We start from the raw sequence: 12,155 nt of genomic DNA, 5'->3' as shown, positions 1-12,155 counted from the left end.
ATGCTGAGTTGTGCGAGCAACCGCGAGGCTTATCGCTGAAGCGCATCGTGGTATCGCTCAAGATCCAGAACGCCGGAGGCAAGCTCGAGAGTCGGCGTCACGGTCAGCTGGTGTTCGACGGTGCCGCGGAGCGGCGGCGGGCTGAGTTTGGTGACAAAGCGGCAGTCATCGTGCGTCTCCTGCGCTACATTCTCGAACTCCTATCCAAGGGTGAAGCGATTACGGCGAATTGGATACGAAGGGCTAGGGGAATAGCCCAACGGGATCGCGTAATCGTGAGCGGTGCTCTAGGTGGCGAGATGGTCCAGTGCCGCAGCGGCGACCGGGGCACCGTGTTCTTGGACGAAGTGGCCTGCTTGCGGAAGCCGAAGCGGCTCAGGGCAGCCGCGGATGAGGCGTTGCATACGGGCCATGATCTCGGGGCCCAGGACGGGGTCGCGTTCACCGATGGCCATGAAGGTGGGCCCGTCCCAGCTGGTGTGCCAGAAGTCGGCAGCTCGGCGGCTGACCTCCACACCGGGCATGTCGGGTTTGGTCATGACCAGCAAGGGGAATCGGCGCACCCCACCCTTAAAGGTCTTGTCTGGGAAGGGCGCATCGTAGGCTGCGGCTTCCTCTTCGGTGAGGGTGGGCTCAGACCGGCGCAGGAGTCGTCCGACGGCCAGGTCGTCGGTGGAGGTGGCGTAGTCCCGCCACGCATCGAAGCCCGGGCCGAGTGGTTCGCCGACCGCCAGCGTCGTGTTCATGATGATCAGCCGGGTGATGCGCAGACGCATTTCCGTGTCGACCGGCAGGGTGAGCCCGAGAAGACCGCCCCAGTCTTGCACCACCAGCGTGATGTCGCGCAGGTCCAGCCGCGTGATCAGGTCGACGAGGCTGCGTCGATGGAACTCGAAGGTGTACGCCGCGTCGTTGACAGGCTTGTCGGAGCGGCCGAAGCCGAAGAAGTCGGGAGCGATGACGCGGCCACCAGCGGATTGGAACACCGGGATCATCTTGCGGTACAGGTAGCTCCAGGTGGGTTGACCGTGGAGGCACAAATAGGTGCGGGCAGCATCGCGGGGCCCTTCGTCGATGTAGGCCAGGCGCAATCCGGGCGACCCGGGTAGATCATCGACGTAGCGCGGTGGGTACCGGAAGTCCGGCAGACTGCCGAAGCGGTCATCGGGAGTGCGCAGAAAGTCCATGAACAGTCCTTGCTGTCGCGCCCGCGGGCCGTCGGGCTTCGTATCATGAATCAAGCTTCCGACTGAACCGTTCGCAACTGGCGTCACGACCGGCCGTTACCCACAATGCCGGACATCATCCGCTCAGTGCCCGCATTGTGTTGTCGCGTGCCGCGATCAGAGCTCATGTCACACGGTCAGCATGCTTCCCGAGTCGAGGTAGCGCTGATGCCACGACAGCGCCTCGCCCAGCAGGTGTGGGGTGTGGCGGGCGTTCGGCCGGGCCGCGAGTGCACGGTCGAAGTAATCGCGCAGCTGATCCCGGAACGACGGATGCGCACAATTCTCGATGATCCGCGGCGCCCGGTCCCGGGGAGCCAGCCCGCGCAGGTCGGCGAGGCCCTGCTCGGTCACGACGACGTCTACGTCGTGCTCGGTGTGGTCGACGTGACTGACCATCGGGACGATCGCCGAGATGGCACCACCCTTGGCCGTCGAGGGCGACAGGAAGAAGCTGCAGAACCCGTTGCGCGCGAAGTCCCCACTCCCGCCGATGCCGTTCATGATCGCACTGCCCATGATGTGGGTGGAGTTCACGTTGCCGTAGATGTCGGCCTCGATCATGCCGTTCATGGCCAGCACGCCGAGCCGGCGCACCACCTCCGGGTGGTTGGAGATCTCCTGACTGCGCAGCAGGATGCGGCCCTTGTAGTCGTCAATGCCGGCCATGAACCGGCGTATGCCGTCGCCGGACAGCCCGAATGACGTGGCCGACGCCGCCCGCAGCGTCCCGGAGTCGAGCAGGTCGAGCATGCCGTCCTGCAGCACCTCGGTGAACGCGACCAGGTCGGTGAACTCGCTGTCATCGAGTCCGGCCAGGACGGCGTTGGCGACGTTGCCGACGCCGGACTGGATCGGCAGCAGCCCCGGCGGCATCCGTCCAGCGCGGATCTCGTGGAGTAGGAAATCCACCAGGTGCCCGGCGATCGCCTGTGAGGTGTCGTCGGGGGGGCTGAACGGCGCGTTGCGGTCGGGGCTGTGCGTCTCGATTACGGCGACGACCTTGTCCTGGTCTACGTGCAGGTATGGCTCGCCGATGCGTTGCACTGCCTCGGTGAGCATGATCGGGCGGCGGTACGGCGGCAGCGCGGTGCCGTAGTAGATGTCATGGAAGCCCTCCAGCTCACGCGGCTGCCAGTGGTTGACCTCGAGGATGACCCGCTCGGCCTGGTCGAGCCAGGTCTTGTTGTTGCCCACCGAGGTGCTGGGCACCAGCAGCCCGTCCCCAAGTGCCGCGGTCACCTCCACGACCGCCACGTCGAGCTTGCCGTAGAAGCCGAACCACATGTGCTGCGCGGCGTGGCTCAAGTGGGCGTCGATGTAGCGGACCTCGCCGGCGTTGATCATGCCGCGCAGCGTGGGGTCGGAGTTGTACGGCAGCCGGGTCGAGATCCCGTGGGCAGCGGCGAGTACGCCGTCGGCGTCGGGTGCCGTCGACGCGCCGGTCCACAGCCCGACCTGGAACTGCCGTCCCTCGTCGTGGGCCCGGATCATGGTTGCGGCCAGCGCGGCGGGGACCGCCTTGGGATAGCCGGCGCCGGTGAACCCGCTGAAGCCCACGTTGTCGCCGTCGTGGATGTGCGCCACGGCCTCCTCGGCCGCGACCACCTTCGCGGCTAGTACAGGGCAACTGATGCGTGACATCGGCCCACCCGCAGCTCAGCTGGCCTCGCGGTTGAGGTTCTTGCCGCTGCCCGCGGGCGCCGCGATGGTCCGCGCCATCCCGCGCTCGACGGCTTCGGCGATCCTCGATCGCAATTCTGTGGGCGGAATGACCGCGTGCACTAAACCCACCCGGCGGGGCCGATCAAAGGCTCCGCCGTGACAGCGCGAGACCACACAGAACACGATCGATCCGTCGAAGTTCACTATGGCTCAGCCGATTTCGGCGCCGGCACGATGACCTCGTCTTCATTCCTGGGTTCATCCGGTGGATAGGGCGAGGCGACATGAAGCACAAAGTCGCGGGCCGTAGACCGCCTCGGGCCATTCATCATCGGACGTGAGATCGGCGACAGTCAAGGTTAGTGTGTCCTAGGCGGTGACACCGGCACACTCCAACACGTCTCGCACATCTCGACCGGGCGGGTGATGCGCCACACCCGACCCGATCGCCGGCTGGAATTCGGGCGACGCCGAAAAGCAGCGCCGCTCGTTTGCTGATTATCGATCGTTGCAGCTGGGTACCCGAGAGACCGTGCGTTTGCTCTACGTCGTCGCCGCGGTCGGCTTAGCCCTTGCGGTCCTGTTTATCGGGCCGGCGGTGATGACGGGGGCGTCCGCTCACGCTGACTACAGCGGCTATCGCAGCTGCGTGGGGAAGATGACCGAACCGGTGGCGGGGCGCGATCCGCAGAACCTGCAGCTCGTCGGCACCATCGAGCAGGACCTCGATTCCGGTGTTCCCCCTGCCGCCGAAGCGCAGAAAGTGGCGCAGATGGGGTTCGATCCCAGCTTTGCCAACGGTATTGTTCGGTGTGTGATTGAAGAGCGCCCATAGCGGAATACGACCGCGGCGCCAACGGATTGCGTTGAAGCGCAATAGTTTTGGAGACTCCCCGTTACGGAGCATGCGGCGGTTGAGGGACGCTTGCGCCGGCGCGACTTGAGACGACTTGAGACGACTTGAGACGCGCCATTTTGGGTACAGCATCCACAAGCCGATCGGAGCGCCCCGATCGGGCTGGCATCACCGCGCACGCGACGACGGCACCATGCGTACGACGAGGGACGGAGTTCTGCCATGCATCGCCCCGACACGATCATCGAGATTCATCGCGAACGTGTGCAGGATCAGACGGCCGAGATGTTCAGCGGCGACAAGTACACGCAGTCCGTCGACGGCACCGGCTACTCGGCCACGGCGACCCTCGACCTCACCCTGGATCGCGTGTGGTTCGTCCTCGACGCCCGCCAGCGGCTGTGGCAGGAGGAAGCCGACGGTGAGCTTCGCGACCCGCTGCGGCACTTCGCGATTGATCTGGTGATTTTCGATTCCAAGATCGTCATCGATTCGGTCACCTGCATCCCGTTGGTAGCGCTGCCACCGGCGACCATCACGATCCCCGATGGTCCGCGGGCCGGACAGTCGCGCGAGATCGCGTACAACGAGATTCCGCTGTTCGGGCGGTTGACAATCCACGATCAGCTCGAGCCGCACCGGATAGAGCCGGGCAAGCAGACGATCGCACTGAACTTCACATCCCAGGATGCTCCCGCGCTGGTGGCCGCCCCGTCGCGGGATCAGTACGCCGGGTGGCTGTTTGGTCCGCACGTCGAGCGGCGTGCGGGCGGCATCACCGTCTTCGCCGGACAGGATCCGCGCATCAGCTGGGAACTCGACTACGCCGAGGCGCACTGGATAACCCACAGCATCGCCGGTGAGCTGATGGTGAACCTGGAGAAACTGCAGCACCCCGGCCTTTCCGACGACGAAGCCAGAACGAGGGTGCTCGACTCGCTTGCCGCGCAAATCGCCGATGCGGTCCGCCCGCAACTCAAGGCTATGGGAGACAACGGGATTCAGTCCCTGTTACCCACGCCGGTGGACGTCGACGCCGAGGCCCGAGACGACAGCACGGTCAAGGAACTCGACGCCGTCGTGCAGCGCTTCGACGTCGGCCCACCGTCCAGGCAGGCCACCGAGGAATCCATGGTGGTGCAGCTTCGGACACTGCGGGAGTTGCCGCCCGGTGAGGAGCTACCCGCATCAGTCCTCGCCGAAAACCCCCGGGAGAGGGCCGCTTTGGCTGTCACCGGGTGGAGCATCCTGCGGCAGGTCCGCGACACCGTGATGAAAAGCTTCGATCTCGACGCGAGCGACTTCGACCCCGATGCGCCGTGCGCGCTGGCCGGGCCGAAGACCATCAACATCGGCGGACAGGAGCGCAGTCTCGATGCCCTCGACGCCGATATCGTGCCGCGCACCGGGGACGGCCGGTTGGTGGTCGACGGCACGGTGAGCGCCGAAACGAAGCTCTACGACTTCAAGGCCAATTTCAAGGTCACGTACGACATGGGTCTCGGCGACATCCCGCGCGACCCGAAGGGCAAGGAGTTGCTCCGCGACGATGTGGACAACATCGAGCTTCTCGAAGAGACGCTGAAGCTCGCCGGCCACAAGAAGCGCACCGGTAATCTCGGCGCCGAGGAATACGAGGCGGAAGTCAAGCGGATCAGCGAGCGATTCGAGCGGCTACCGCGGACCGTGGGGGTGCGACCGGCCCAGAACTCCGAGCCGGATGTGAACGCGGATTTCAGCCTGACCGCCGCGGGCAAAGTGGCCACGGCTGCGGGCGCGGCGGCAGTCGTGGGTCTGCTTGCACTACCGGTGACCTGGGTAGCGGGGGCCGCCGGGGTAGGAGCCGCGGGCGCGGGCGGATTGTTGACCCTCGCGATCGCGCAGTACATCACCACCGTGCTGACCATCGACTGGTTCGGCACCGGCATCGGTTCTCGTCAGGTCAAGAAATCACTGAATGACCACCCAGAGGGCACATCGCTTCCGCCGATCGGCATGCCGGTCGACCTGCAGCTCAACCGCCAGCGCCTCGCGGTGTACTTCCGTCCGGTGCCGGCGAAGTTGTGGATTGATTGCGTCGCGGCCCATGCGGGCGAAGGCGAGGCAGCCGAAGTCGACGGGATTCGGATGGTCGGCGGGCGATGGCCCACCGACGGCCACCCGTGGAGGCTGTCGCAGGATGATGCCGTGTTGTTCGTCGACTCCGACGAACTGCAGCTGTACGTCGGCCAGGGCGGCTCGGGGGGCGAGGCGTTACCCGTTGGCGTTGACATCGACGAAGGCGGACGGCGCCGCCTGCGGGTGCAGAGTGATCCCGACGCGTTGCGCCGGCTTCCGCAATGCTCTCTCGATGTCGTCGAGGCTCGGAATACAGCGAGCGAGACCAAGTCGGACGAGCCGGAGTTCGAGTCGAGCGACTAGTGGCGCGGCGCCGCCACCGATGTCAGCAGAGGGCGGCGGCCGAGAACCAGCCACCGGCCACAAGTGCGATGAGGAGCGCGGCGGTAGTTTGCCCCATCATCGCGGCAGCGATGACGCCCACGATCGCGCAGACGAATACGGTGACGGTCAGGATGGCGACGAGCAGACGGTGCGAATTGACCGCCGCGCCGGAACGTGGGGCGATGACGGCCTTTCTAGAACGATCCACGTCGACCATGAAATCTCCTTTGATGTGACGCCCGCAACATGCCATGCCCATATGTGGTATACATCACATTCTATCGCCGGATAGCCATTTCGGCGCCAAATCCGAGGACGTGGCCCGCGCGCCTCCGTGAGCACGGGCGCCCACGCCAAGCTCCGCGGCCGATTCGGCCAACGTTCCATAACGGTCACTTGGGCTGTCGGCTACGCGATCGGCCCTGTCGGACAACCCATGGGTGGGTTCGCGAAGCATCCCGCCCACGCTATTTGTCGCGCCACAGCCACGGACGAAACCCGGCCGAATCCAAATCACTTGCAGCCGGCCATGATTGACTGGAACAGTTGCAGGCCTGCGCACGGCCGAACATCGCGGCGAGACAAGGAAGTCGAGCTTTGCGGCGGATAGCCGGACGCGACCCGCAATCGCAGACGATTCGCCCGTTATCAGGCCGAGACCGCCGATTAGGTTTTCGCCTCGATGCGCATTACTCTTGCCCGCGGTTCGTTCGCGACTCAGGAAAGCAGCCATGTCTGTTCAGCCCGCTTTGCTGCGCCGTCAATCGGTGCGCAGCGCCCGCCGTCAGCGGGCCGTCGTTCCCCGCGTGAAGTGTCCGATGGTCGGCCAGTGCTTCGATGTCGAAATCGCTCGCGATACGGACGGATGGGCGATCCGGGTTCCCGAGATCGGCAGGACCACCCGCGCCAGCAGCCGGGCCACCGTGGAGCTGGCGGCACGCGAATGCATCGCGACCTGGACCGGCATCCCGATCGGGTACGTCGCCGTGTACGTCGCCAGCGAGACCGGCTAGTCAGCTAGCCGCCCGGCGCGATCGCGATCGATTTGGTCTCGAGGTAGCCGTCGAGCCCTTCCGGTCCGAGCTCGCGCCCGTAACCGCTCGCTTTGACGCCGCCGAACGGCGCAAACGGATCCATGGTGTAGCCCTGGTTGATGCCGAGGGTGCCGGTGTGGATCCGCGTGGCCAGCTCCAGGGCCCGGTCTGTGTCATTGCCCCACACCGACCCGGCCAGGCCGTAGTCCGAATCGTTGGCGATCTCGACGGCCTGCTCCTCGTCGCGGTAGGGGATGACCGTGATGACGGGACCGAAGATCTCTTCGCGTGCGATGCGCATGGTGTTGTCGGCCGCCGCGAACAGGGTGGGCCGGACGTACCAGCCCCGGTCGAGCCCGTCGGGCATGTCGGTTCCGCCCACGATCAATCGCGCCCCCTCCTGCTGGCCGACGTTGATGTAGTCGCACACCCGCTGCTGCTGGCGACGCGACACCAGGGGACCGAGCTGAGTCTCGGTGTCGCTGGGGTCGCCGACGCGAAGGCCGCTCATCTCGGCGGCGAGCGCGTCGACGTACTCGTCGTGGCGGGCTTGGGGGACCAGCACGCGCGTCAGCGCGTTGCAGATCTGCCCGCTGTTGGACAGGCTGGCCGATCGCACTCCGGCGGCGAGCTTGTCCGGCGCCGCGTCGTCGAGAACCAGCGCCGCCGACTTGCCGCCGAGTTCGAGGCTGACCTTGGTCAGGTTGGCCGCGCACGCCGCGGCGACGGCCCGGCCGGCGGTGGTGGAGCCGGTGAAGGACACCTTGTCCACCCCGCGGTGGGCGACGAGGTAGGCGCCGAGCGCGGCGTCGCCGGGAAGCACACTGACCACCCCGGGTGGCAGGCCGGCCTCGTCGAGCATCTCGCCCAAAAGCAGCGCATCCAATGGGCTTTCGGGTGCCGGCTTGACCAGCACGGCGCAGCCGCCCAGCAGCGCGGGCACCAGTTTGGTGACTATCAGGAACTGGGGCATGTTCCACGGCACGATCGCCGCGACGACGCCAACGGGCTCCTTGCGGACCAGCACGTCACTGCCGAAGTACCCGGGCCTGGTTTCCTCCCACTGATGCCGCTCGGCCAGATCGCAGAACGCGCGGATCATGAACGCGGGCAGGCCGACCTGCGCACGCTGGGCGAAACTGGTCGGGGCGCCGATCTCGGCGGTGATCGTCTCGGCCATCTCCGGGCGGCGTCGGTCGTAGATGTCGGCCAGGCGCCGGACGGCGGCGATCCGCTCCGACGGCTCACTGCGGCCCCAGGACGCCATGGCTGCGCGCGCGGCGGCGACCGCGGCATCGACGTCGTGGGGTGCGGCCGCATCGACCTCGGCGATGGGTTCCTCGGTATGTGGTGAGATGACTTGCACGACGTTGCGGTCCATCCGCGCCTCCCGAGGCCAATATCAACTACTTGCTATTGATGGGGTCGAGGATATACCGTCGGCCGTGACGGAGCTCTCAGGGATCGGTGAAACCGGTGCGCAGGTGGTTGTTTTCGCGCAGGCAGGCCTGCAGTGAGTGGCTGGGCGCCGAAGACATTGGTGAGATTGGATTGTTTAAGGAGCGATCATGGCTCGATTCCCCAAACCGCCGGAGGGCAGCTGGACCGAGCACTACCCCGAGCTGGGCACCGATCCGGTGTCGTACCAGGACTCCGTCAGCCCCGAGGTCTACCAGCTGGAACGCGAGGCCATCTTCAAACGTGCCTGGCTCAACGTCGGTCGCGTTGAACAGCTTCCGCGCAAGGGCAGTTATTTCACCCGGGAGCTGAAGGTCGTCAATACGTCGATCATTCTGGTGCGCACGACTTCTGGCGGCATCAAGGCCTACCACAACGTATGCCGGCACCGCGGCAACAAGCTGGTGTGGAACGACATGCCCCAGGACGAGACGCGCGGTGTGTGCCGCCAGTTCACGTGCAAATACCACGCCTGGCGCTACGACCTGGACGGCAACCTCACCTTCGTGCAGCAGGAGGAGGAGTTCTTCAACCTCGACAAGAGCCGTTACGGCCTGGTGCCGGTGCACTGCGACGTATGGGAAGGCTTCATCTTCGTCAACTTCGCCAAGAAACCCGACCAGTCCTTGCGAGAGTTCTTGGGGCCCATGGTCATTGGCCTGGAGGGCTACCCCTTCGACAAGATGACATCCCGCTGGTACTACCGCTCGGAGGTCAAGGCGAACTGGAAGCTCTACATGGACGCGTTCCAGGAGTTCTATCACGCACCCGTGTTGCACGCGAACCAGTCGCCGACCGCGTACTCGAAGGCGGCCGCCGAGGCGGGTTTTGAAGCCCCGCACTACCGGCTGGAGGGGCCGCACCGGCTGGTCAGCACCTCCGGGGTGCGGGCCTGGGAAATGGCCGACGAGATGCGCAAGCCGATCGAAGACATCTGCCAGAGCGGGCTCTTCGGCCCCTGGGACAAGCCTGACCTGGGACCGATGCCCGCCGGGCTCAACCCCGCGAAATGTGATCCGTGGGGCCTGGATTCGTTCCAGCTGTTCCCCAACTTCGTCATCCTGTTCTGGGGCCAGGGCTGGTATTTGACCTACCACTACTGGCCGACCTCCTACAACAGCCACCTCTTCGAAGGCACGCTGTACTTCCCGGCGCCGCGCACCCCGCGCGAGCGGGTGGCCCAGGAACTGGCGGCCGTGTCGTTCAAGGAATACGGGTTGCAGGACGCGAATACGCTGGAGGCGACGCAGACGATGCTCGAATCGCAAGTGATCGACGAGTTCTTGCTCTGCGATCAGGAGATCCTGATCCGTCACCTACACAAGGAGACCGCGGCCTGGATCGACGACTATCGCCAAACTTTGACGGCAGGAGTGTGACTACGATGCCGATGCTGCCGGCAGAGTTCGCCGACCTCGAACGGTTCGCGCAGTGGTGCCTGCCCAGCGAACCCGAACGCTATGCCAAGAGGCTGGCCAGCTCGATGACGGAAATGAAGGCCTTTTACGACGCAATCACCCCGCGGGCCGAAGAGGCTCTGGCGTTCTGCGACAAGTTTTCTCTCGACGACTTGCCCGACGACGTCCAGAATCTGATGCACCTGCTCTATTCGATGATCATGGTGTCGTTTCCGGTGGAATGCTGGAAACAGCCCCGCGTTCCGGACTCGGGCGCGTCGACGCTGGACTGCGTGTCCGAGCCCGCTCCATGACCGATGTGACCGTGTTGCGCGCGGCACGATGGGCCGACGTCGTGACCGGCCAGATCCACCGGCCGGCCGAAGTGGTGATCGACGGCGAACGCATCACTGCGATCAATCCCCAAGAGCCGCTTCCGGATTCGGCCACCATCATCGACCTCGGTGACGTGACGCTGCTGCCGGGCCTGATGGACATGGAACTCAACCTGCTCATCGGTGGGCCCGGAGGCCCCGAGGGTCTACCGGCGCCCATGCACGGCGTGCAGGACGACCCCGCATATCGAACGCTGCGCGGCGCGGTCAACGCGCGCACCACCCTGGAGGCCGGGTTCACCACGGTGCGCAACCTCGGCCTGATGGTCAAAACCGGGGGATATCTGCTCGACGTGGCGCTGCAGCGCGCCATCGATCAGGGCTGGCACATCGGGCCCCGCATCTATCCCGCCGGACACGCGGTCACCCCGTACGGCGGACATCTGGACCCGACCGTGTTCCAGCGGTTGGCACCCGGGGTCATGCCGCTGTCGGTGGCCGAGGGCATCGCCAACGGGGTGCCCGACGTGATCGCCTGCGTGCGTTATCAGATTCGCCACGGCGCCAAGCTGATCAAGGTCTCCGCTTCGGGTGGGGTGATGTCGCACAGCACCGCGCCCGGTGCACAGCAGTACTCCGACGCCGAGTTCGCCGCCATCGCCGACGAAGCCCACCGGGCCGGAGTCCGGGTGGCCGCACACGCTGTCGGAGACAGCGCAATACAAGCGTGCATTCGCGCCGGGATCGACTGCATCGAACACGGCTTCCTGGCCACGGACGAAACGATCCAGATGATGGTCGACCACGGCACGTTCCTGGTCTCCACCACGTATCTGACAGACGCGATGGCCATCGACCGCATCGCGCCGGAGCTGCGCAAGAAAGCGCTCGAGGTGTTCCCGCGAGCAAAGTCGATGCTGCCCAAGGCGATTGATGCCGGCGTGCGGATCGCGTGTGGTACCGACGCGCCGGCTATCCCGCATGGCCAGAACGCCAAGGAACTCGGCGCGCTGGTGCAACGCGGCATGACTCCCGCGCAGGCGATCCGGGCGGCCACCGTGGTGGCCGCCGAGCTGATCGAGGCGGACGACGAGTTGGGCAGGCTGGCCCCGGGCTACCTGGCCGACATCATCGCCGTCCCCGGCGACCCCTTCGACGACATCGCCGCGACCCTCGACGTCCGCTTCGTCATGAAGAACGGGCAGATCTACAAAGCCCCCGCGGCGTGATGGAGGCGGACATGGAACTCACCGACAATATCCTGTGGCTGCTCAAGCAGGCCTTCTACTACTCGCTGACCACCATCAACGAGGCGATGCGCGAACACGGTGTGAGCACCGCCCAGATCGGTGTGCTGCGCCAATTGACCAACGAACCCGGCTTGTCCGGCGCCGAATTGGCGCGGCGCCTGCTGATCAGCCCGCAGGGGGTCCAGCTCGCGCTCACCGCGCTGGAACGCCGCGGCCTGGTGGAAAGGAAGCGGGACCCCCAGCACGCCCGCATCCTGCAGGCCTACCTGACCGCTGAGGGCCGCAAGGTCGCCGAAACGGTGGTCAACGACGCCATCGCCGCTCACCAGGAGGTGTTCGGAGTGCTCACCGAGCAAGAGCAGCGGACCCTGCGGGAATTGCTGGGCCGCGTGGTCGAAAAGGGTACCGGCCATGAGCTGTTCAACGACCACGTCGACGGCTGACTTCGCCACCGCGGCGTGTTCGGGCAACGGCGTGCGGCACGTGTATCTA

The 12,155-nt window shown here is 65.7% G+C and carries 12 protein-coding genes; 7 read left to right on the top strand and 5 right to left on the bottom strand.

The genetic code is table 11. The annotated features are described in order from the left end of the window. Positions 1-287: 287 nt before the first annotated feature. The 3 genes from ACIUM1_RS07480 to ACIUM1_RS07470 form a co-directional block, all read right to left on the bottom strand. Positions 288-1,187, bottom strand: coding sequence for a haloalkane dehalogenase (locus tag ACIUM1_RS07480; protein ID WP_406816574.1), 900 nt, complete (start codon positions 1,185-1,187; stop codon positions 288-290). A 168-nt stretch (positions 1,188-1,355) separates the two neighbouring features. Next, positions 1,356-2,870, bottom strand: a complete 1,515-nt coding sequence (locus tag ACIUM1_RS07475; RefSeq protein ID WP_406816573.1) for an acetyl-CoA hydrolase/transferase family protein — start codon at positions 2,868-2,870, stop codon at positions 1,356-1,358. A gap of 15 nt (positions 2,871-2,885) precedes the next feature. Next, on the bottom strand, positions 2,886-3,095 hold the full coding sequence (locus ACIUM1_RS07470) for a hypothetical protein (protein ID WP_406816572.1): 210 nt from the start codon (positions 3,093-3,095) through the stop codon (positions 2,886-2,888). A gap of 328 nt (positions 3,096-3,423) precedes the next feature. Between ACIUM1_RS07470 and ACIUM1_RS07465 the strand changes: the two genes are divergently transcribed. Further along, positions 3,424-3,726 (top strand): hypothetical protein, encoded by a 303-nt coding sequence (locus ACIUM1_RS07465; RefSeq protein ID WP_406816571.1) that lies wholly within the window; start codon positions 3,424-3,426, stop codon positions 3,724-3,726. Positions 3,727-3,969: 243 nt separating this feature from the next. Beyond that, positions 3,970-6,168, top strand: a complete 2,199-nt coding sequence (locus ACIUM1_RS07460; protein ID WP_406816570.1) for a hypothetical protein — start codon at positions 3,970-3,972, stop codon at positions 6,166-6,168. Positions 6,169-6,190: 22 nt separating this feature from the next. On the opposite strand, the gene ACIUM1_RS07455 is transcribed toward ACIUM1_RS07460, so the two are convergent. After that, positions 6,191-6,406 carry a hypothetical protein gene (locus tag ACIUM1_RS07455; protein WP_406817907.1) on the bottom strand — a complete coding sequence of 72 codons (216 nt, stop codon included), beginning with the start codon at positions 6,404-6,406 and terminating at the stop codon, positions 6,191-6,193. A gap of 601 nt (positions 6,407-7,007) precedes the next feature. Between ACIUM1_RS07455 and ACIUM1_RS07450 the strand changes: the two genes are divergently transcribed. Further along, positions 7,008-7,202: a long chain fatty acid-CoA synthetase Faa4p gene (locus ACIUM1_RS07450; RefSeq protein WP_406817582.1), complete on the top strand. Its 195-nt coding sequence runs from the start codon at positions 7,008-7,010 to the stop codon at positions 7,200-7,202. Positions 7,203-7,206: 4 nt separating this feature from the next. On the opposite strand, the gene ACIUM1_RS07445 is transcribed toward ACIUM1_RS07450, so the two are convergent. Beyond that, positions 7,207-8,604, bottom strand: coding sequence for an aldehyde dehydrogenase (locus tag ACIUM1_RS07445; RefSeq protein ID WP_406816569.1), 1,398 nt, complete (start codon positions 8,602-8,604; stop codon positions 7,207-7,209). Positions 8,605-8,791: 187 nt separating this feature from the next. Between ACIUM1_RS07445 and ACIUM1_RS07440 the strand changes: the two genes are divergently transcribed. Genes ACIUM1_RS07440 through ACIUM1_RS07425 form a run of 4 tightly spaced genes read left to right on the top strand, consistent with a single transcriptional unit; the run spans position 8,792 to position 12,106 of the window. Then, positions 8,792-10,060 carry an aromatic ring-hydroxylating dioxygenase subunit alpha gene (locus ACIUM1_RS07440; protein WP_406816568.1) on the top strand — a complete coding sequence of 423 codons (1,269 nt, stop codon included), beginning with the start codon at positions 8,792-8,794 and terminating at the stop codon, positions 10,058-10,060. Then, positions 10,057-10,392: a hypothetical protein gene (locus tag ACIUM1_RS07435; protein ID WP_406816567.1), complete on the top strand. Its 336-nt coding sequence runs from the start codon at positions 10,057-10,059 to the stop codon at positions 10,390-10,392. Before ACIUM1_RS07440 ends, ACIUM1_RS07435 begins: the two co-directional genes overlap by 4 nt. After that, positions 10,389-11,642, top strand: a complete 1,254-nt coding sequence (locus ACIUM1_RS07430) for an amidohydrolase family protein (RefSeq protein WP_406816566.1) — start codon at positions 10,389-10,391, stop codon at positions 11,640-11,642. Before ACIUM1_RS07435 ends, ACIUM1_RS07430 begins: the two co-directional genes overlap by 4 nt. An 11-nt stretch (positions 11,643-11,653) precedes the next feature. After that, positions 11,654-12,106 carry a MarR family winged helix-turn-helix transcriptional regulator gene (locus tag ACIUM1_RS07425; protein ID WP_406816565.1) on the top strand — a complete coding sequence of 151 codons (453 nt, stop codon included), beginning with the start codon at positions 11,654-11,656 and terminating at the stop codon, positions 12,104-12,106. Positions 12,107-12,155: the final 49 nt, after the last annotated feature.

Origin of the sequence: Mycobacterium sp. M23085, assembly GCF_045343915.1 — a bacterium.
Lineage (GTDB): Bacteria > Actinomycetota > Actinomycetes > Mycobacteriales > Mycobacteriaceae > Mycobacterium.
The sequence above is the reverse complement of the archived record's forward strand: the minus strand, read 5'-3'. Positions and strand labels throughout refer to the sequence as shown.

Bases quoted from the DNA above. Each gene is read 5' to 3' on its own strand.
- ACIUM1_RS07475 (WP_406816573.1), bottom strand. From the start codon at position 2,870: ATGTCACGCATCAGTTGCCCTGTACTAGCCGCGAAGGTGGTCGCGGCC.
- ACIUM1_RS07445 (WP_406816569.1), bottom strand. From the start codon at position 8,604: ATGGACCGCAACGTCGTGCAAGTCATCTCACCACATACCGAGGAACCC.
- ACIUM1_RS07460 (WP_406816570.1), top strand. From the start codon at position 3,970: ATGCATCGCCCCGACACGATCATCGAGATTCATCGCGAACGTGTGCAG.
- ACIUM1_RS07455 (WP_406817907.1), bottom strand. From the start codon at position 6,406: ATGGTCGACGTGGATCGTTCTAGAAAGGCCGTCATCGCCCCACGTTCC.
- ACIUM1_RS07450 (WP_406817582.1), top strand. From the start codon at position 7,008: ATGGTCGGCCAGTGCTTCGATGTCGAAATCGCTCGCGATACGGACGGA.
- ACIUM1_RS07480 (WP_406816574.1), bottom strand. From the start codon at position 1,187: ATGGACTTTCTGCGCACTCCCGATGACCGCTTCGGCAGTCTGCCGGAC.
- ACIUM1_RS07425 (WP_406816565.1), top strand. From the start codon at position 11,654: ATGGAACTCACCGACAATATCCTGTGGCTGCTCAAGCAGGCCTTCTAC.
- ACIUM1_RS07440 (WP_406816568.1), top strand. From the start codon at position 8,792: ATGGCTCGATTCCCCAAACCGCCGGAGGGCAGCTGGACCGAGCACTAC.
- ACIUM1_RS07430 (WP_406816566.1), top strand. From the start codon at position 10,389: ATGACCGATGTGACCGTGTTGCGCGCGGCACGATGGGCCGACGTCGTG.